This is a genomic window from Vreelandella sp. L-25 (assembly GCF_056857535.1).
Window position 1 is genome coordinate 1 of sequence record NZ_JBSXNH010000093.1, and the last position, 19415, is coordinate 19415.

15 protein-coding genes are annotated in these 19415 nt (G+C 57.2%); 3 read left to right on the top strand and 12 right to left on the bottom strand.

Translation table 11 applies throughout. The features are described 5' to 3' along the window. Positions 1 to 208 precede the first annotated feature (208 nt). Positions 209 to 1183, bottom strand: a complete 975-nt coding sequence (locus AC13CN_RS17210; protein WP_016913321.1) for a malate dehydrogenase — start codon at positions 1181 to 1183, stop codon at positions 209 to 211. 225 nt (positions 1184 to 1408) lie between these two features. Here AC13CN_RS17210 and AC13CN_RS17215 point away from each other — a divergent pair, with 225 nt between their 5' ends. After that, on the top strand, positions 1409 to 2500 hold the full coding sequence (locus AC13CN_RS17215) for an efflux RND transporter periplasmic adaptor subunit (RefSeq protein WP_253557501.1): 1092 nt from the start codon (positions 1409 to 1411) through the stop codon (positions 2498 to 2500). Then, positions 2484 to 5561 carry an efflux RND transporter permease subunit gene (locus AC13CN_RS17220; protein WP_287837694.1) on the top strand — a complete coding sequence of 1026 codons (3078 nt, stop codon included), beginning with the start codon at positions 2484 to 2486 and terminating at the stop codon, positions 5559 to 5561. Before AC13CN_RS17215 ends, AC13CN_RS17220 begins: the two co-directional genes overlap by 17 nt. Before the next feature lie 259 nt (positions 5562 to 5820). Here the strand turns inward: AC13CN_RS17220 and rsd are convergent, their stop codons facing one another. The 10 genes from rsd to yrfG all read right to left on the bottom strand — a co-directional run bounded on the left by rsd (position 5821) and on the right by yrfG (position 17391). Then, positions 5821 to 6309 carry a sigma D regulator gene (gene rsd, locus AC13CN_RS17225; RefSeq protein WP_044630363.1) on the bottom strand — a complete coding sequence of 163 codons (489 nt, stop codon included), beginning with the start codon at positions 6307 to 6309 and terminating at the stop codon, positions 5821 to 5823. 167 nt (positions 6310 to 6476) lie between these two features. After that, a complete protein-coding gene (locus AC13CN_RS17230) occupies positions 6477 to 6977 on the bottom strand; it encodes a disulfide bond formation protein B (protein WP_044630364.1) in 501 nt (166 codons plus the stop codon). Then, positions 6974 to 8614 carry a glutamate--cysteine ligase gene (gshA, locus tag AC13CN_RS17235; RefSeq protein ID WP_483053286.1) on the bottom strand — a complete coding sequence of 547 codons (1641 nt, stop codon included), beginning with the start codon at positions 8612 to 8614 and terminating at the stop codon, positions 6974 to 6976. The genes AC13CN_RS17230 and gshA overlap by 4 nt, the downstream gene beginning before the upstream one ends. A gap of 142 nt (positions 8615 to 8756) precedes the next feature. Further along, positions 8757 to 11111 carry a Tex family protein gene (locus tag AC13CN_RS17240; protein WP_273424194.1) on the bottom strand — a complete coding sequence of 785 codons (2355 nt, stop codon included), beginning with the start codon at positions 11109 to 11111 and terminating at the stop codon, positions 8757 to 8759. Between the two features lie 127 nt (positions 11112 to 11238). Then, entirely contained in the window at positions 11239 to 11652 is a 414-nt protein-coding gene (gene rnk / locus AC13CN_RS17245; protein ID WP_054641305.1) for a nucleoside diphosphate kinase regulator, read from the bottom strand. 104 nt (positions 11653 to 11756) lie between these two features. After that, entirely contained in the window at positions 11757 to 13109 is a 1353-nt protein-coding gene (gene gdhA, locus AC13CN_RS17250) for an NADP-specific glutamate dehydrogenase (protein ID WP_062361754.1), read from the bottom strand. 369 nt (positions 13110 to 13478) lie between these two features. Continuing rightward, positions 13479 to 15035, bottom strand: coding sequence for a phosphoenolpyruvate carboxykinase (locus AC13CN_RS17255; RefSeq protein WP_054645145.1), 1557 nt, complete (start codon positions 15033 to 15035; stop codon positions 13479 to 13481). A 307-nt stretch (positions 15036 to 15342) separates the two neighbouring features. Continuing rightward, the gene (gene hslO, locus AC13CN_RS17260) at positions 15343 to 16218 is read right to left on the bottom strand and encodes an Hsp33 family molecular chaperone HslO (protein ID WP_044630369.1); all 876 of its coding nucleotides are present in this window, start codon (positions 16216 to 16218) and stop codon (positions 15343 to 15345) included. A 66-nt stretch (positions 16219 to 16284) separates the two neighbouring features. Then, a complete protein-coding gene (hslR, locus tag AC13CN_RS17265) occupies positions 16285 to 16674 on the bottom strand; it encodes a ribosome-associated heat shock protein Hsp15 (RefSeq protein ID WP_044630370.1) in 390 nt (129 codons plus the stop codon). A gap of 39 nt (positions 16675 to 16713) precedes the next feature. Beyond that, a complete protein-coding gene (yrfG, locus tag AC13CN_RS17270; protein WP_058578370.1) occupies positions 16714 to 17391 on the bottom strand; it encodes a GMP/IMP nucleotidase in 678 nt (225 codons plus the stop codon). 70 nt (positions 17392 to 17461) lie between these two features. Here yrfG and nudE point away from each other — a divergent pair, with 70 nt between their 5' ends. Next, complete coding sequence (nudE, locus tag AC13CN_RS17275) at positions 17462 to 18076, top strand: ADP compounds hydrolase NudE (RefSeq protein ID WP_044630372.1); 615 nt, start codon at positions 17462 to 17464, stop codon at positions 18074 to 18076. 246 nt (positions 18077 to 18322) lie between these two features. Here nudE and AC13CN_RS17280 read toward each other — a convergent pair whose 3' ends face one another. After that, positions 18323 to 19378, bottom strand: coding sequence for an oxidoreductase (locus tag AC13CN_RS17280; protein WP_062361745.1), 1056 nt, complete (start codon positions 19376 to 19378; stop codon positions 18323 to 18325). Positions 19379 to 19415 lie beyond the last annotated feature (37 nt).

Consider the following 19415-nt stretch of genomic DNA (forward strand, 5'->3'; position numbering starts at 1 on the left):
CGTTAACTTCCTATGGCTTCCTTCAGACCCCACCGTTGGCCAGTGACGCCCTTGCCAGTCGGATTGTCTTCCCCTCAGTCGGGGTGACGCCATCTTCTTTCAGATGGCCGGGTTTGCCGGCTTCGCCGGGCAAACAAAAAAACCCCGCAAGAAATCTTGCGGGGTTTTGCGTGACTAAGCGCTTATAAAAAGCGCTTAGCAGGCGCGTTTAGCCGAGCAGGTGCTCAACGGCAGCGCGCTCTTCACGCAGTTCTTTTTCGGTGGCTTGCATCTTCTCTTTGCTGAACGCGTCCAGTTCGAAGCCTTGGACGATTTCATATTTGCCACCCTGGCAGCGCACCGGGTAGGAGTAGATGATGCCTTCGGCAATGCCGTAGCTGCCGTCGGAGGGAATCGCCATGCTGACGATGCCGTCGCAACCCAGCGCCCAATCGCGCATGTGGTCGATGGCAGATGACGCAGCAGAAGCGGCAGAGGAAGCACCGCGCGCTTTGATGATGGCGGCACCGCGCTGCTGTACGGTCGGGATGAAGTCGTTTTCGTACCAGTCACGCTCGACCAGATCGAAAGCGGCTTTGCCGTCTACTTTGCACTGGGCCAGATCCGGGTACTGGGTGGCACTGTGGTTGCCCCAGATGATCATGTTTTCAACGTCAGTGACGTGCTTGCCGGTTTTCTGAGCCAGCTGTGTCAGCGCGCGGTTATGGTCCAGACGCGTCATGGCAGTGAACTGACCAGCGTCCAGATCCGGCGCGTTGCAGGAAGCAATCAGCGCGTTGGTGTTGGCCGGGTTACCCACAACCAGCACTTTGACGTCACGGCTGGCGTGGTCGTTCAGCGCTTTGCCTTGTACAGAGAAGATCGCGGCGTTGGCTTCCAGCAGATCTTTACGCTCCATACCCGGGCCACGCGGACGTGCACCTACCAGCAGAGCGAAGTCAGCATCTTTAAAGGCAACGTTCGGGTCGTCGGTGGCAACGATGTCTTGCACCAGCGGGAACGCACAGTCGTTAACTTCCATCACGACGCCGTTCAGCGCGTCCATCGCTTGAGGAATTTCGAGAAGCTGGAGAATGACAGGCTGATCCGGCCCTAGCATGTCGCCAGCGGCAATACGGAAAATAAGAGAGTAGCTGATCTGGCCGGCACCGCCGGTAATCGCAATACGTACTGGATCTTTCATCATTGCTCCTTGATGGTTCGCCTAATGGAGGTTCGCCTGGTAAAGAATAGCGCCATGATGGTATGCCCAGACGCTCAAAAACTCAATCAGACATGAGACGACTACCCTTTCGCGCGCGGGCTTGGTACTCGCTGAAAACGGCCAGTTACGCTATGGTGTGACGGGCTGCGGGACCATCCTTACCGCGCTATCTATTTTGTCATTCCCTTGGAACAGTGACTTCCCATGCGACGAATTCCCCCCTCTTACGCGCTGGCTAGCCTGCTGGTGCTGGCGTTAGTGGTATGGCTGGCCGTTGGCGATTTTCAGCAGTTTCAATCTTCACCTCCTGAAAGCGCAGCAGAGCAAGCCGAGGCCCTCCCCCGCGTCGAGGTAAGCACTCAGCAGAGCACGCCGTATATTCCCCAGCAGGTGCTACAGGGCCAGCTCACCGCTGAGCGTGAGACAGTGCTGCGTGCCAACGTCGCGGGTTACGTCGCAGAGAAGCCGGTCAAGCAAGGAGAGAGCGTGCGCCAGGGCGAAACGCTACTAGTGCTGGATAACGATGCCCTGCCCGAACGCTTGCGGCAGGCCAGAGATGAACTTGCGCTGGCCGAAGCCGAGTACGCCGGTGCCCAGAGCCTGCGCCGTCGTGAGCTAATTTCCCAGCCGGAGCTGCTGCGCCTGCAAAGCGCGCTCAGCGCCAGCGCGGCGCAGGTGGCGCAGCTAGAGAAACAGCTGCAAGACACCCGGCCCACTGCCCCATTTGACGGCACCCTCGACCGAATACAGGTAGAGCTTGGCGACCTACTCCAGCCAGGCGAAGAGTGGGCACGCTTGATTGATGATCGCCGCCTAACCGGTACCGCCTGGGTGTCACAGCAGCAGATAGGTGCTTTAAGCGTGGGGTTACCCGTGACGGCCCGTCTACTTAACGGTGGATCGCTCGCTGGCGAAGTGAGCTATATCAGCAGCCGTGCAGAAGAAGCGACCCGTACGTTCTATATCGAAGTAGCACTCGACAACCCCGAGCGCCTGCGCTTAGCGGGAGGCAGTGCAGAGTTCACGATCACATTGCCACCCCGCCAAGTGCATACCCTCTCGCCTGCGTTATTCAGCCTTGACGAGCGCGGCCAGTTAACCATCAAGCACTTGGATGACGAGGATCGTGTCGTGCAAACCGCCGTCGAGCTAGTTAGCGCCGATACCCAGCGCGCCTATGTCAGCGGCCTGCCCGACCCGGTCACCCTCATTACGTTAGGGGCTGGCTTGGTCCGCCCCGGCGAAGCAGTAACCCCCGTGCCTGCCCAGGAAGGTGGACATGCGCCAGTTAATTAATGCCGCCCTCACCCATACCCGTACCACACTGCTGCTACTGGTAGGGCTGCTACTGGCGGGCACGGCCGCATGGCAGGCGATTCCCAAAGAAGCCAACCCCGACGTTACCATTCCGATTATCTACGTATCTCTCGCGCTGGAGGGCGTCAGCCCCGAAGATGGCGAGCGTCTACTGGTTCGCCCCATGGAGCAAGAGCTGCGTGGCATCGAGGGGCTGCGTAAATTCACCGCTCAGTCCAGTGAAGGGCACGGTTCGGTGACGCTTGAGTTCGACCCTGGTTTTGACCCAGACACCGCGCTGGCCGATGTGCGCGAGCGCGTCGATATTGCCCGCAGCAGCCTGCCCGATGAAGCGGAAGAGCCACGGGTGATGGAAGTTAACGTCTCCGAGTTTCCCGTTCTGAGTATCGGCCTCTCCGGCGATCTGGATACCCGGGAGCGGATGACGATTGCTCGGCGCTTGAAAGAGGAAATCGAAGGCATCGCCGATGTGCTCGAGGTAGAGATTGCTGGCGAACGGGAGGACCTGTTGGAGATCGTCGTCGACCCGCTGGTGCTGGAGAGCTACGGCGTTGATTTCGACACCCTGTTCAATCAGATATCACGCAATAACCGCTTGGTCGCCGCAGGCAGTCTGGATACGGGCGCGGGGCGTTTAGCGTTAAAGGTTCCCGGCATTATTGAGTCGTTAAACGACGTGATGAACATGCCGGTGAAAGTAGAAGGAGATCAAGTGGTCACCTTTGGCGATGTGGCCTGGATTCACCCCACCTACAAAGAGGCCGAAGGATTTGCCCGTATTGATAGCCAGCCCGCCGTGGTGCTGGAAATCTCCAAACGCGCAGGGGCCAACATCATCGCGACCATTGAAGCAGTGCGAGAGCAGTTGGCACTCGCGGAAGACCTGCTGCCCGAACAGCTACGGATAACCACTATTCTGGATGAGTCGGTTACCGTGCAGAACATGCTCTCGGAGCTGCTGAATAACGTGTTAACCGCCGTTGTGCTGGTACTCATCGTAGTGGTGGCCGTGATGGGCTGGCGGATGGCACTGCTGGTAGGGCTGACCATTCCAGGAGCGTTCCTCACCGGCATTCTGCTGGTGTGGGCGTTTGGATTTACGCTCAATATTGTCGTGCTGTTTGCACTGATTTTGGTCGCGGGCATGCTCGTGGATGGGGCTATCGTCGTCAGCGAGTTGGCCGACCGGCATCTGCACGACGGCCAAGCGCCGCATCAAGCGTGGCTCGATGCCGCCTCACGCATGAGCTGGCCGGTCATCGCCTCTACGGCAACGACACTCGCCGTGTTCATCCCGCTGCTGTTTTGGCCGGGCGTGGTGGGCCAATTTATGAAGTACCTGCCCGCCACGGTGATTCTATGCTTGCTGGCCTCGCTGGCCATGGCGCTGGTGTTTTTGCCTACGCTGGGCCGCCTGTTCACGCGCACCTCTCATGCCAGTGGTACCGGGCCGATAGATGAAAGTACAGCGCTTGGGCGTGGGTATCGTCGGATCTTGAGCCGCCTGCTTCAGCATCCTGCCTGGGTACTGCTGTTTGCGGTACTGCTGATTGCCCTACTCTACACCGGCTATGCGCGCTTCAATCATGGCGTGGATTTCTTTCCTAACGTGGAGCCGGACAGCGCTCAGGTACTGGTGCGCGCCCGCGGTGATTTTTCGGCGGAGGAAACCGATGCCATTTTGCAGCGCGTGGAGCAGCGCTTGGGTGGTATGGGGGAAGTGGAGGCGCTCTACGCCCGCTCTTACGCTGTGCCCGACCAGCAAATGGGTAGTGATGTAATTGGCATGCTTCAGTTCCAGTTTATCGACTGGTATCAGCGCCGTCCTGCTCGCACCATTCTGGCGGATATGGCTGAGCGCACCCAGGATATCCCAGGCATTACCCTGGAGTTTCAAGAGCAGGAGATGGGCCCCGGCGGCGGCAAGCCGATTGTGCTGGAAGTGAGTGCTACCGACCCGGACATTGCCGATGCAGGGGTTGATCAAATCACGGCGATGATGCGCAACCTTGGCGGCTTTACCGATATTCAGGATAACCGCAGCCTGCCGGGCGTCGAGTGGCAGGTGCATGTGGATCGCGAAGCCGCTGCCCGTATGGGAACCGATATCACCACCATCGGCAGTGCCGTTCAACTGCTCACCACCGGCCTGCAAGTCGCCACTTACCGCCCGCCGACGGTGAATGATGAAGTGGATATTCGCGTTCGCCTGCCAGAAAACTGGCGCACATTGAACCAGCTTGAGCGTTTGACGATTAATACCCCTCGCGGGCAGGTGCCTATTTCGCACTTTGTGGAGATTACTCCTGCACCAAAAGTGGGCACGCTTAACCGCATTGATGGCCGCCGTGCTATTACGGTGGAAGCCGACTTAGCGCCAGGATTCTTGGCCGATGAGCGGCTGCGCGCTCTATTGGACGCTGGCCAAGGCCAACTGCCCGACGGTTTGATGGTTAACGTCGCCGGTGAGCAAGAGGATCAGCAGGAGTCGATGCAGTTTCTGGTCAGCGCTTTCTTGGTTGCGATTGGCTTGATGGCACTGATTCTGGTGACCCAGTTCAATAGCTACTACCAAGCCGCGCTGGTGCTATCGGCGATTGTGTTCTCAACGGCAGGGGTATTGATGGGGCTACTCATCACCGGCCAAGCGTTCGGCATTGTGATGGTAGGCATGGGGGTCATCGCGTTGGCAGGGATCGTGGTGAACAACAATATCGTCTTGATCGATACCTATAACGAGCTGCGCGCCGAGGGCATGCCCCCCGCTCAAGCGGCCTTGGAAGCAGGCTGTTTACGCCTGCGCCCGGTGCTACTCACCGCGATTACGACCGTACTGGGGTTGATGCCGATGGTGTTGGGCGTCAACGTCAATTTGTTTGCCCCGGCATTAGGTTTCAACGCCCCGTCTGCCCAGTGGTGGACACAAATGTCCAGCGCGATTGCCGGTGGGTTGACGTTCGCCACCTTCCTCACCCTGCTGCTCACCCCCTGCATGCTGGTGATTGGCGGCCGCTTACGGCGGGAGAAAGATCTCGGTTGAAAACGCGCCCCACCCCGCTACGGGCAACCCCATTTGCATCGTTGGCGCCGCACCCGTAGCGCGGCGTAAGCGGAGCGCACCCGCGAAGCAACGCGCAGAGCGTTGCCGATGGGGGCGCCGGGGGTGGTGGTGGCGTTTTATCGTACGGAAGCGTGCTGGGTTCGGTGGCGTTACCGGGGCGGCTGGCGCCGCCTCCGCGGGTGCCTCTTTCGCTCGTTGCTCTCGCTCTTTCGTTACGCCGCGCTACAGGGGCGCGGCATTAAGCGGGAGATTTGATCTGCTGGGGGCTGTGGGCTGCATGGAGGCGTGCGATGAGCTGTTCCTCCAGGGCGAAGCGTTCGGTGAGCCCTTTGGCGAGACGGTCAATCCAAGCGGGTAACCGCGCTAGGTTTTGTTGGCAGCGCACCGGGGATACGAAGTCTTCATCAAACTCCAGCACCATGGCAGTAGACATTTCCAGGCGCTCTAGCAGTTGTGCGGCAATGTGAAGCGCGCTTTCGTCATTAAAAGCTTTCGCTTCTTCCGCAAGCTGCGGGTAAATCTCAAAGTGCCCAGCACTGATATAGTCCATCAGCAGTTCGCTGAAGGTATCAATGCGCGCTTTGCTCACGGCTTCCAGCTCCGCATCGCAGGCTTCTTTTAGTTCAATAAAGCTCACGAGTAGCGCGCGACGCTGATCAAGCCAGCGATCAATTAAGCTGTGTACGCCTCCCCAGCGCTCCAGGGCATTTTTGCAATCTTCGAGCATGGGGCTTTCTCCTTGCAGATAGCCGCCTTGAACAGGGCTAGACTCGCTTTTCCTTCTGCCTCTGTCAATCCTGGCGGGAATGATTTCCTTGATACTGGAGAGTACGTCTTCGATAGTCAACGCTTGCGTTAGACAGCCGTCGATAGATCGGCTGCCTAACGACTAGGCTAGCGCTTGATGGCTAGCCACAGCATACGCAGCGGCGCCAGGGCCAGCACCAAAAAACCGATCAGCGTCCAGGCAGGCAGTGACAGCCCCAACAGCATGAAGTCGATCTCAGCGCACTCCCCAGAGCCGGTAAGCACCATGGCGACGACTTCCTGCATAGGCAGGATATCCATCATGTAATCCAGCCCTGGGCCACAGCTAGGCACCTCATCTGCTGGTAAGCCCTGCAGCCACACATGACGCCCGGCGATAAAGGCACCGGTGCCCACGGCAGCTAACCCTAACAGGCCATAAATGCCTCTACCCACGCCCCCTTTAGGGTTGTGAATGGCTGCCACAGCTAGCACTAGCCCGGCGGCGATAACCGCTACTCGCTGAAAAATACATAGCGGGCAGGGCTCTAAACCCACAATATGCTCAAGGCTCAGCGCTACGGCCATCATCAGTACGCAAAACGCGACACCGGCGAGTGCCGTCGGACGAATGGCTGATGATGTCATTGCGCATCCTCGGGTGGCAGTGCAGAAAGCGCCCGAGACTCTCGCGCTTTGGTGAAATAACTCTCTAGGAACTCGCTAAAGCTCTCTTGGTCGGCCTCCTCAATATCCCGCTGCTGCTGGTGAGAGGTGTCGATCAGTTGAGCGAGTAGCGCTTCGCGGGAACGCAGCATCGGCGTGGCTTTTAGCTTATCGGCTTGGGCCTGCGCCATTTCCAGCAGCGTATCGCTTAAGGAACCATTACCCTCCTGCAAGCGCGCCAGCATTTGCGCCGAGGGGGTCAACGAAGGATCTTTCAAGCGTGGTGCAAGAGCTTCAAGCGCTGCTGCATGGGGTTCGCCCTCCTCGACAGCATCCAGCAAGCGTGCCACCTCAGCCATTTCAGCAAAAATTTGCTCGCCCCAAGCAGGCAGCGTGACCGATTCCCCATTGCGAGTTAGGCGCAGTTCCGGGTCGCGGCCGCGCTCTACGACCAGCCGACGATTATCGTCTAGGCGGTCACACTCCTCATCGGAAATCCAGGGGCTGTCGCTGAGTAGGCACCACATCAGGAAGGTGTCGACAAAGCGCATCTGGGATTCCGTGACGCCCAACGGATCGAACGGATTGAGATCCAGGCAGCGCACTTCGATGTATTCGACGCCCCGGGCCTCCAACGCCTGGCTTGGCGTTTCGTTGTGCTTGGCTACGCGTTTGGGTCGAATATCGCTGTAGTACTCGTTTTCGATCTGCAGGATATTGGCGTTAAGCTGCTGCCACTCGTCGCCGTTTCTCACGCCCAGCGCTTCGTAGTCCGGCCAGGGGGTGGAAATGGCATGGCGCAGCGTGTTGACGTAGTTCGACAGCGAATTGAAGCAAATTTTAAGCTGCGACTGCACTTTGTTCTGATAGCCAAGATCCGACATACGCAGTGTAGTGGCATAAGGCGCGTAATAGGTATCGTCGCTGAGCGGCTGCAGCTTATCCGGCACTTGGCCATTCGGCAGGAAGCTTTTGTCTATCGCAGGAGACGCGCCAAACAAGTAGAGCAGCAACCAACTATGGCGGCGGAAGTGGCGAATCATCCCGAAGTAGCGGGTCGAGCGGTAATCGTTAAACGGGATGTTGGTGGCTTTTTCCATTTCCCGCAGCGCGTGCCACATATCGTCCGGCAGCGACACGTTGTAATGCACGCCCGCGATGGCCTGCATAATACGGCCATAGCGTACGTCTAAACCCTTACGGTAGACATGCTTCATGGTACCGACGTTAGAGCTGCCGTAATCCGCAATGGGCACACTATCGTTACCTGAAAGCCGCGAGGGCATGCTGCCCGGCCAGATCCACTCGTTTTCCAAGTGGTGATAGGTAAAGGTGTGCAGATCAGATAAAAACGCCAGCGCCTCTTTAGGCTCGGAGTACACCGGAGTGATGTACTCCAGCAGCGCCTCAGAGTAATCGGTGGTGATATGCGGGTGCGTCAGTTTCGATCCGAGCGCGTGCGGATGAGCCGTTTGGGCAATATGGCCATGGGCATCAACACGCAGACCCTCTTTCTCCAACCCGCGACGCAAGCGCCCTAAGCGCCCAAGTCGCGCGCTTGGCAGCAACCGCTCTACCTGGGCGGTGAGCGAAGATGGCACAGTGAGAGGTTCAGACAAGGTGAACACTCCTTGTTAGTAAGGCCTGCATTAAGCAGGCCTTGTTGAAGTCAGCTGGCATCGCCATAACCATTACCCTGCTTTCTCATCGAGAATAGACAGCAGGATATGGCGACAATGGTTAAATATTCAAGACGCGCGACTATTTGCCCCGCTTGGCTTTCATCAGCGCAGCCCCAAGCGCACCCATCGCAGCAGGGGGTTCGCTCTGCTGATTGCCCTGGCGCTGCCCGCCTTGGCGGCGGCTGCGAGTGGGTTTGCGCGGCGCTGCCGAGGCTGTGCTGCCTGGTGCTTCGGGCTGTTCCGGCTCGTCATCCAAACGCATGGATAGCCCTACCCGTTTACGCGGAATATCCACGCTCATCACTTTTACCGTGACGATATCGCCCGCCTTCACAACGCTACGCGGATCATCAATAAAGCGGTCGGAAAGCGCCGAGATATGCACGAGGCCGTCTTGGTGAACGCCGATATCCACAAACGCCCCGAAGTGGGTCACGTTGGTGACGGTGCCTTCCAGCACCATGCCGAGCTTGAGGTCATTGAGGGTTTCAACGCCCTCGCGGAATTCAGCGGCTTTGAACTCTGGGCGCGGGTCGCGGCCGGGCTTATCCAGCTCTTTGAGGATGTCGCTCACGGTGGGTACACCAAAACGCTCGTCGGCGAAGTCGGCGGGCTTGAGTGCTTTCAGAGTGGCGCTGTCGCCAATCAGCCCTTTCACGTCGCGGCTGTTCTGCTTGGCAATGCGCTCTACCAGCGTGTAGGCCTCGGGGTGAACCGCACTGGCATCCAGCGGGTTCTCAGCATTGCTAATACGCAAAAAGCCTGCGCACTGCTCGAAGGTTTTCGGGCCAAGGCGGCTCACTTCAAGCAGCTCTTTACGGCTCTTGAATGCCCCCTGCAGGTTGCGCTGAGCGACGATATTTTCGGCAATAGCGGCGCTTAGGCCTGCCACACGGGAAAGCAGCGCGCTGGACGCGGTATTGAGATCCACGCCCACGGCGTTAACACAGTCCTCAATCACGGCTTCCAAGCTGCGAGAGAGCTGTACTTGGGAAACATCGTGCTGATACTGGCCCACACCAATGGATTTGGGCTCGATCTTCACCAGCTCGGCTAAAGGGTCTTGCAAGCGGCGAGCGATAGAGACAGCGCCGCGAATGGTCACGTCGAGATCCGGGAGTTCGCGCGCGGCGTACTCGGATGCCGAATACACCGATGCGCCCGCCTCGGATACCATTACCTTGCTCAGCCGATGGGCTGGGGCTAGCGCTTTTACCAGCTCGCCCGCGAGCTTGTCGGTTTCGCGGCTGGCGGTGCCGTTACCTACCGCGATCAGCTCCACACCGTGCTGTTTTACTAGCTTGGCCAGCACGTTAAGGGATTCATCCCAGCGGTTTTGCGGCGCATGGGGGTAGATCGTTGCTTGGTCAATAAACTGACCGGTGGCGTCGATCACCGCTACTTTACAGCCGGTGCGCAGGCCGGGGTCTAATGCCAACGTGACTTTCTGCCCGGCAGGCGCTGCCAGTAGTAGGTCTTTCAGGTTGGCGGCAAATACGTCGATGGCGGTCTGCTCGGCGTGTTCACGCAGGCGGCCCAGTAGTTCGGTTTCCAACGCGGTGTAAAGCTTCACGCGCCAGGTCCAGCGAACTACTTCGCTTAACCATTTATCCGCCGCGCGTCCCTCATCACTAATGCCTACTTGCTTGGCAATCGCCACTTGGGCGGGATGAATGGGTGCGTCGTCTTCGCCCGGCAAACGGATCGCTAGGCTTAAGATGCCTTCGTTGCGGCCACGGAACATGGCCAACGCCCGGTGCGAGGGCACTTTCGCCAGCTTTTCGTCGTGCTCGAAGTAGTCGGAGAACTTCGCGCCCTCCTGCTGTTTGCCATCCAGCACGCGCGCACTGAGCTCGCCCTCTTGCCATAGCCGCTCCCGCAGTTGACCAATCAGCTCGGGGTCTTCGGCAAAGCGCTCCATCAGAATCTGCTTGGCACCATCCAGCGCCGCCTTGGCATCTTCAATGGCGGGGATATCCCCTTCGGCTTCGCGCAGGTATTGAGCGGCTTCGCTTTCGGGGTCAAGCGTTGGATTCGCTAACAGCGCATCCGCCAGGGGCTCTAACCCGGCTTCACGGGCAATTTGGGCTTTGGTGCGGCGCTTTTTCTTGAAGGGGAGGTATAAATCTTCCAAACGCTGCTTGGTATCGGCGGCCTGAATGGTCGCTTTGAGTGTGGGGTCTAACTTGCCCTGCTCATCGATGGCGGCCAGTACCGCTTCACGACGCTCTTCAAGCTCGCGCAGGTAGCGCAGGCGTTCGTCCAACTGGCGAAGCTGCGTATCATCCAGCGCGCCAGTGACTTCTTTACGGTAACGGGCAATAAAAGGAACGGTAGCGCCACCATCCAGAAGCTCTACCGTTGCGGCGACTTGTTCAGGCCGGACGCTTAGCTCTTCGGCCAAGCGTGCAGTAATGCGTTGTTTGACATCCATAACGTGCAACTAACTCATGCAGCATTCGAGGTGCCGACAAGGTACCACAAACCACCTAGACTGGCATGGATTGCCCGCTACCCCTATCTTCACCTTCCCTCTACCTCTGCCAAGCTCACCTACCACACTAGCGGTGAAACTGCTTTTCTCGTTCCGGCTGCCAAAAAATAGCGTCTATGCGCAGTCTTACATTAGCGTTATTAGGCAACGGCCACTCAATCTCATCCCCTACTTTTAAACCGATTAACGCCGCTCCAATGGGTGCCATGACAGAAATTCCGTCAGCCACACTTGCTAAAGCGTGAGGGTAGACCAGCGTCCTGACCATCTGACAGCCACGCGTCAGGTCCGTGAAGCGGATTTGGCTATTCATGCTTACCACATTGTCAGGTATGTCCTGTGGGTCTAATACCTCACCACGCGACAACTCTTCTTCCAGCAGTTCTGCCACCACTTGATCTTTTTCAGACGCGTGGTCAATCAGTCGCTGCAGACGCTCAGCATCCAGCCGATTAATGATAATGGGAGGCCGCTGCCCCATGGTCACTCTCCTTAAGAACATGCCAACCAATGCAAAAAAGCCCTTCCCCGGGGTGGGAAAGGACTGCGTATTGCTGCTACACGCAAACTCGTTGATTTAAAGCCTTAGGTGACACCCTGCTCAATCATGGCATCCGCCACTTTGCGGAAACCGGCAATATTAGCGCCTAGCACTAAGTTCTCTGGTTCCCCAAATTCCTTTGCTGTCTCAGCACACTGCCGATAAATATCCGCCATAATGCGCTGTAGCTTTTTATCCACTTTTGCTAACGGCCATTGCTCCATACTGCTATTTTGCGCCATTTCTAACTGACTGGTGGCCACGCCACCTGCATTAGCCGCTTTACCTGGACCATAGGCTAATTTAGCGGCAAGAAAGTGCTCTACTGCCGCTTTGGTGGAGGGCATATTAGCCCCTTCGCTTATGCAGCGAACGCCATTTTCAATCAGCACCTTGGCGTCGCATTCCGTTAGCTCGTTCTGGGTGGCACAGGGAAAGGCGACATCTCCCTGAATACGCCAGACGGCATGACCATCGCTCGGATAATCATGCGCAGGCACATATAGTGCTTCCGGGCGCTCACGTAAGTACGCCTCTAGCGATACCCGTTCGACCTCTTTTAAGCGCTTTAAAAGCTCAAGATCAATCCCGCTAGGGTCATGGATCGTACCGCGAGAATCACTGCAGGTAATGGGCCGCGCGCCCAGTTCATAGAGTTTCTCAATGGTATAAATCGCGACATTACCTGCGCCAGACACAAGGCAGGTTTTGCCTTCTAGCGTTTCACCACGAGCTGCCAGCATGTTTTGGGCAAAATACACCGCGCCATAACCCGTCGCCTCTTTACGGCCCAAAGAACCACCCCAAGACAAACCTTTTCCGGTCAGGACCCCTTCATAACGACCGGTTAACCGCTTGTACTGGCCAAATAGGTAGCCAATTTCGCGTGCACCAACCCCGATGTCCCCGGCAGGAACGTCGCTATTTGGACCTATATGACGGTACAGCTCCGTCATAAAGGATTGGCAAAAGCGCATGATTTCGTTGTCCGACTTACCTTTTGGATCAAAATCAGAGCCACCTTTACCACCACCAATAGGTAAGCCGGTAAGGGCATTTTTGAATATCTGCTCAAAACCTAGGAACTTGATGGTGCCTGCTGTCACGCTAGGGTGAAAGCGCAGTCCTCCTTTATAAGGCCCCAGTGCGGAGTTGAACTGCACACGATACCCTTTATTCACCTGGACGCGGCCAGCGTCATCCAGCCAGCTGACACGAAACATAATTTGCCGTTCAGGCTCAACGATCCGTTCAATAATACTGTGCTGGTGATAGTGTGGTGTGCGCTCAAACAGCGGTCGCAGGCACTCAAGCACTTCTTCCGTCGCTTGATAGAACTCAGTTTGGGCAGGGCTACTCTTAGCAAGTCGCGTAAGCGTGTCGTGAACATAAGGCATGGAAGTGTACCGTTCCGTGTAAAACTATCGTTATGCTGGCCAGCGCATAGCCACATTTAACTGTGGGAACGAATTCCTGCATACCCTATGCAGGTTTGGTATGGCAAAAAAACGCCTGCATAGAGACTAAAGTCTATGCTTTATTGCTCATTTATGGTGCATCTATAATTTCTAATCAATGGTAATTAAACGATTCACGCAGGAACAAGGCAGAGTGCAGCGCTGTTGTTACTTATATACCCACCCTCAATCAGGCGAGGGTTTACGCGGTTTTGCGAATAAAAAAGGGGCAGTGCCGTGGCACTGCCCCTTTCTAGCTAGCTCTTCCCAGCGACGCTTGTAAGTACCTTTTTAGATACCTTTTAAACCTTAGGTGAGCTGTGGGCCTGCCTGGATAATGGCTTCGTTAACGCCTTCAAACTTCTTGAAGTTCTCAACGAATTTAGTGGCCAGCTCTTGCAGGTGGCGGTCATAAGCGTCGCGGTCTGCCCAGGTCTCGCGAGGGTCGAGCAGGCTGGAGTCTACGCCCGGCACGGCTACCGGCACCTCCAGGTTTAGGCCTTCAATGTGCTTGGTTTCTACATCGCGCAGAATGCCAGACTGAATCGCGCTGATGATGGCGCGAGTGGTCGGAATGGAGAAGCGTGAACCGCCTTCACCGTAAGCACCGCCGGTCCAGCCAGTGTTGACCAAGTAAACCTGGGCGTCTTTCTTCTCAACGCGCTTGATCAGAAGGTCGGCGTACTCACGGGCCGGACGCGGGAAGAATGGAGCGCCGAAACACGTAGAGAACGTCGCCGCCAAGCCTTCGGAAGAACCCATTTCGGTGGAGCCGACTTTCGCCGTGTAGCCTGACAGGAAGTGGTAAGCCGCCGCTTCTTTCGACAGCACGGAGACCGGCGGCAGCACACCGGACATATCGCAGGTCAGGAAGACGATGGCATTAGGCTCGCCTGCCAGGTTTTCTGCAACGCGCTTCTCAACGTGCTCCAGCGGGTAGGCAGCACGAGAGTTCTGAGTCAGGCTGTCGTCGGCGTAATCCGGCTCGCGACGGTCGTCGAGTACGACGTTTTCCAGCACGGTGCCAAACTTGATCGCATTCCAGATGACCGGCTCGTTCTTCTCAGAAAGGTCGATGCACTTGGCGTAGCAGCCGCCTTCCATGTTGAAGACAATGCCGTCGCCCCAAGCGTGTTCGTCATCACCAATCAGGAAGCGCGCTTGGTCAGCAGACAACGTGGTTTTGCCGGTGCCAGAGAGGCCGAAGAACAGGCAGGTTTCACCATCTTCGCCCACGTTAGCCGAGCAGTGCATCGGCAGCACGTCGGAAGCGGGCAGCAGGAAGTTCTGCACAGAGAACATGGCTTTCTTCATTTCGCCGGCGTAGCGCATGCCAGCGATCAGCACTTTACGCTCGGCAAAGTTGATGATGACGCAGCCATCGGAGTTGGTGCCGTCGCGGTTCGGGTCACACTCGAAGCCTGCGGCGTTAAGAATGGTCCACTCTTCTTTAGCGGCTTGGTTGTAGGCCTGAGGACGTACAAACATGGTGCGACCAAATAGGTTCTGCCAAGCGGTTTCAGTGGTCACGCGTACCGGCAGGTAGTGAGTGGCGTCGCTGCCCACGTGCAGCTCAGAAATGAAGTGCTCGCCGTTACTCAGGTGATCTTCAACCCGCGCCCAAAGAGCTGAGAATTTTTCAGCGTCGAAGGGGCGGTTAACGCTGCCCCAATCAATGCTGTCACGGGTGGAGGGCTCATCGACGATAAAACGGTCTTTCGGTGAACGCCCGGTGCGTACGCCGGTGTTGACTACCAGGGCTCCGTTCGCCGCGAGGCGACCTTCACCACGGGCCACTGCGCGCTCGATCAGTTCGGCGCTGCTGAGATTAACGTGGGCTTGGGGAGCGGCTTGAGTCGTGGTCATGTCGATTCCTGGGTCTCTAATTTACCGGGCGTCACCGACGCCTTGAGAATCATCCTAGCCTGTGGCATTGCGGTCACAGCAGGCTAGGTGCGCTGAAGTTTGGCGCATTATGGCAAAAAGAAAGCCCCCGGGAAACGGGGGCTTTTACCAAATATCTTGTAGTTAAACTACTACAATGACACTACATTTTGTGTTGCAGCGCAGTATATTTTCAAACACCTGTTTGGCTTTTCGCCATCAAACGGTGCGGTGCGCGGGGTGCAGCATCCCGCCCCAAACGCACCCTCGTCAGGTGCCGACTACACAATTAGTGAATCACCGGCGGTGGCGCGCCTGGGTCCTCCAACAAAGTTTCAATATCCGCTGCGGTGTAGTGATATTTCGTATGACAAAAGTGACATTGGGTATCAATCGCGCCCTGTTCGCGCAAAATATCCCGAAGTTCATCCTTGCCAAGGGTGTAGAGCGCATAACTCATGCGCTCCCGCGAGCAGGTGCATCCAAAGCTCAGCGCTTTGGGGTCGAAGACCCGCACGGTCTCTTCATGATAGAGGCGATACAGCACTTCTCGCTGCTCTAAGCCCAGCAGCTCTTCTTGCTTGATAGTATCGGCTAGGTGAACGCTGCGCTCCCAGGCGTCTACATCCTGGTTTTGCGACGCATCCGGTAAGCGCTGGAGAAGCAGCCCTCCTGCCCGTTCGCCGTCAGCAGCTAGCCAAAGCCGCGTGGGCAGCTGCTCCGACTGGCCGAAGTAGGCTTCCAGACAGCCGCCCAGAGTATCGTGATCCAGCCCGACGATGCCCTGATAGCGATGCCCCTCTTTAGGGTCTAGGGTAATCACGATTTGGCCGTCCCCTACCAGCTCGCGGAAGCTAGCGTGTTCGCTGGGCAGTGCGGCGTCTTCGGCAATACGTGCAATGGCCCGCAGCTCGCCGCCGGGGTTGGACTCTGCCATTAACAGGGCGAGCACTCCCTGGCCGCGCACTTCGATACTGAGCGTACCATCCAGCTTAACGGTATCGGTCAATAGGGCGACCGCCGCTAGCAACTCACCCAGCAGTTGGTTAACTGCGGGTGGGTAGGCGTGGCGGTCGAGCACTTCGTGGTAAGCCGTGCTGAGCGTAACGATCTCGCCACGCACGTTAGTTTGGTCAAACAAAAAGCGTTGAATTTGATCAGACATAAAAAGACCATGGGAGGAGAAGTAGGAGGAGAAGTAATAGGAGAGCACAGCAGGGTAAGCGGCTGCTTACTCCCCTTGCTGGCGCTGGAAGCGCTGGATATCGCGCCGCTGTTTTTTATCAGGGCGTTTAAGCGGGTGCTGCATGGCTTCGTTGGTTAAGCGGCGCGCTTCGGCCTCTTTGGCACGACGTTTAGCGCTATCTTCGGTTTCCGCATAGAGCTTACGCGCTTCCGGTGCGCCTCGACGCTGGTCGGATAGCGCGGTCACTTCCACCTCGAAGATATCCCAGCCTTGCGGCACACGGATCAGCGCACCCAGCTCAACGTTCTTACTGGTTTTTACACGAGCTCCGTCGTAATGGACTTTGCCGCCTTCAATGGCTTTTTTGGCCAGAGCACGGGTTTTAAAAAACCGCGCTGCCCATAACCACTTATCCAAACGAACGCTGTCACTCATTCACGCCCTCCTAATGTATGTGAGGCCAGGTTTATGAACTCAGATGTGTGAGCGTTGCCCTGGCAACTCTGCGGGTAGCAGCCGGGCAAATCGGTCAAGGGCAATAAATTCCTGTAGTTCTTTCTCTGGGCGTTGGCTGTCAGGCTGTTTAATCCCTAACAGATGCTTAATGCCAAATTCGCGAGCGCTCTCTAGCACCCGGGCATTATCATCAATAAACAGGGTGCGGGCGGGGTCGAATGGCTCGCGTTCTTGCAGTGCAAACCAGAAGGCTTGCTCCTCTTTCGCAGCGCCCACGTCTTCTGATGAGATGATGGCGTCTAGGTAGTTTTCCAACCCCGTGAGCGGGAGTTTTAATGCGAGACTTGCGCGGTCGGCATTCGTAGCAAGTACCACTCGGGGGTGAGCTTGCTTGAGCCATGTCAGGAAGTCCAAAGCATCGCTGCGTAGCCCAATCAAGTGCTGCACTTCGCGCTTGAGGGCAACGATATCCACGTTCAGCTCGCGGCTCCAGTAGGCAAGGCTGTACCAGTTCAGTGTGCCCTGCTCACCCATAATGCGTGCTTTGAGCGCATCCTGACTGGCTTGGTCTAGCTGGTGCAGCTCTACGTAGCGCCGCGGCAGGTGCTCAAGCCAAAAGTGGCTGTCGAAGTGAAGGTCTAGCAGCGTGCCGTCCATGTCGAGTAGGACGGTATCGATCTCGCGCCAATCAATCATTGCCGCTCCAGTCTTAAAGAGTAAGCGTGCTATTGTAGCGTAACCCGTTTTTTGCAGCCACGGAGGCATGATGTCACGCGACGACACAACAACAGGCGATACGCTAACCGGCTATCCGCGCAAGCCGCAAATCTTAGGCCGCCAGCGCGTCGCCCAAAGCCGTCTATTTCAAATTGAGTCACTGGATTTGCGCTTCTCTAATGGGGAAGAGCGACAGTTTGAGCGTTTGACGGGGGCTGATCGCGGTGCGGTGATGATTATTGCCATGCCCGACCCGGACCATGTGCTGCTCATTCGGGAGTATGCTGCGGGGTTCGAAGATTATGTGCTGACGCTTCCCAAAGGCTTGGTCGACCCCGGCGAAGACATAGTCACCGCCGCCAACCGCGAGCTGATGGAAGAGTGCGGCTTCGGCGCGCACCGCATGGAACCCTTAGTGGAGCTTTCGCTAGCGCCCAACTACATGCGCCACCGCATGCAGGTGTTGATGGCAACGGACCTCTACCCCAAACGCTTACCGGGTGACGAGCCAGAGCCGCTGATTGTAGAAACCCATGCTATTGAAGAACTGCCTGCACTACTCTTGCGCGAAGACTTCCACGAAGCCCGCGCCATCGCCGCGCTCTATATTGCGCGGGATAAACTACGCGAAGAGAAGCGCCGTGGCGGGATGGATTTGCTCTGATACCTGCCCCTCGTACCGCTTTACTGTAAGAAATACAGCATTATTTCCCATTTACGCTTAGAGCCATCTTCGGCACCCCTAACGGGGTGCTTCGCGGGTGCGCTATCGCTTACCACGCGCTACAAGGTGCCTATCTTAAGTACTTGGAGCTCTGTAGCGCGGCGTAACGAATGAGCGAGAGCAACGAGCGAAAGAGGCACCCGCGGGGCGGCGAGTAGCCGCCTGGAAGGTGCCACTGCTGCGTTGCTATAGGTGGTGTTTTAGCGGGATCCAGCGGCGTTGGCGGTGGCTGTCCAGGCCGGCTTCCAGTAGTGCCATACAGCGCAGGGCGTCATCGATGCCTACCGGCAGCGGTGCTTTATCGCGAATGGCAGCAGCTACGCCCTGGTAATAGGCGAGATAGTCGCCCGGCAGTGTGGGGTGTTCGTGGCGTACCAGCGGTGCTCCTTCGCCTTCCCCGTCGCGCAGTGTCAGTGTTCCAGGGGTATCTTCTCCCCAGGCGGGTGCCGGGGTCTCTCCCGCTTTTAGGCGGTCTTCCTGCGGGTCTAAGCCGTATTTAATGTAGCTACCCTTGGTGCCGTGGATGCGGTAGCGCGGCGTGGGTTCCGCCACCAGCGTACCGGCGCTTAGGCTGACGCGGCAGCCGTCGTATTCCAGCAGCGCGAGGAAGTCGTCATCGGCTTTGGCTTCATCGCGCCGCACGCCGAGCTCTAGCAAAATGGCGTTGGGCGTGCCGAATAGCTCGCAGGCCTGATCCAGCAGGTGCGGGCCTAGGTCGTACCAAATACCGCCCCCTGGAGTGGCTTTTTCCCGCCAGCGGTCGCGCACTTCAGGACGAAAGCGATCAAAGCGCGACTCAAAGCCGGTCATCCGCCCCAGCGTGCCTTCCTTTAAGAGCGCCTGAATGGTCAGGAAGTCGCTATCCCAGCGGCGGTTATGAAATACCGAAATCAGCCTTTCCTTATCCACCGCCAGGGCTTTTAGCTGCTTTGCTTCTGAGAGTGTGACGGTAAAGGGCTTATCCACCACTACATGTTTGCCCGCAGCGAGCGCCGCTTTGGCTAAGGGGAAGTGGGTATCGTTCGGCGTGGGAATCACAATGAGATCAAGGTCTGGGCGCTTACATAGCGCCAGCGCTTGGCTCTCTATTTCCACATTAGGCAGATCCGCCTTCACCTTGGCCGCATCGCTTGAGGAAACGGCTACTAAATCCAGCCCTTCGGTCGCTTGAATCAAAGGAGCGTGAAACGTCTTGCTCGCAAACCCATAGCCAACAAGGCCAACGTTGATGATCGCCTTCATTACAATCCTTAGTCGATGTGACGGTTCAGGTTGGCAA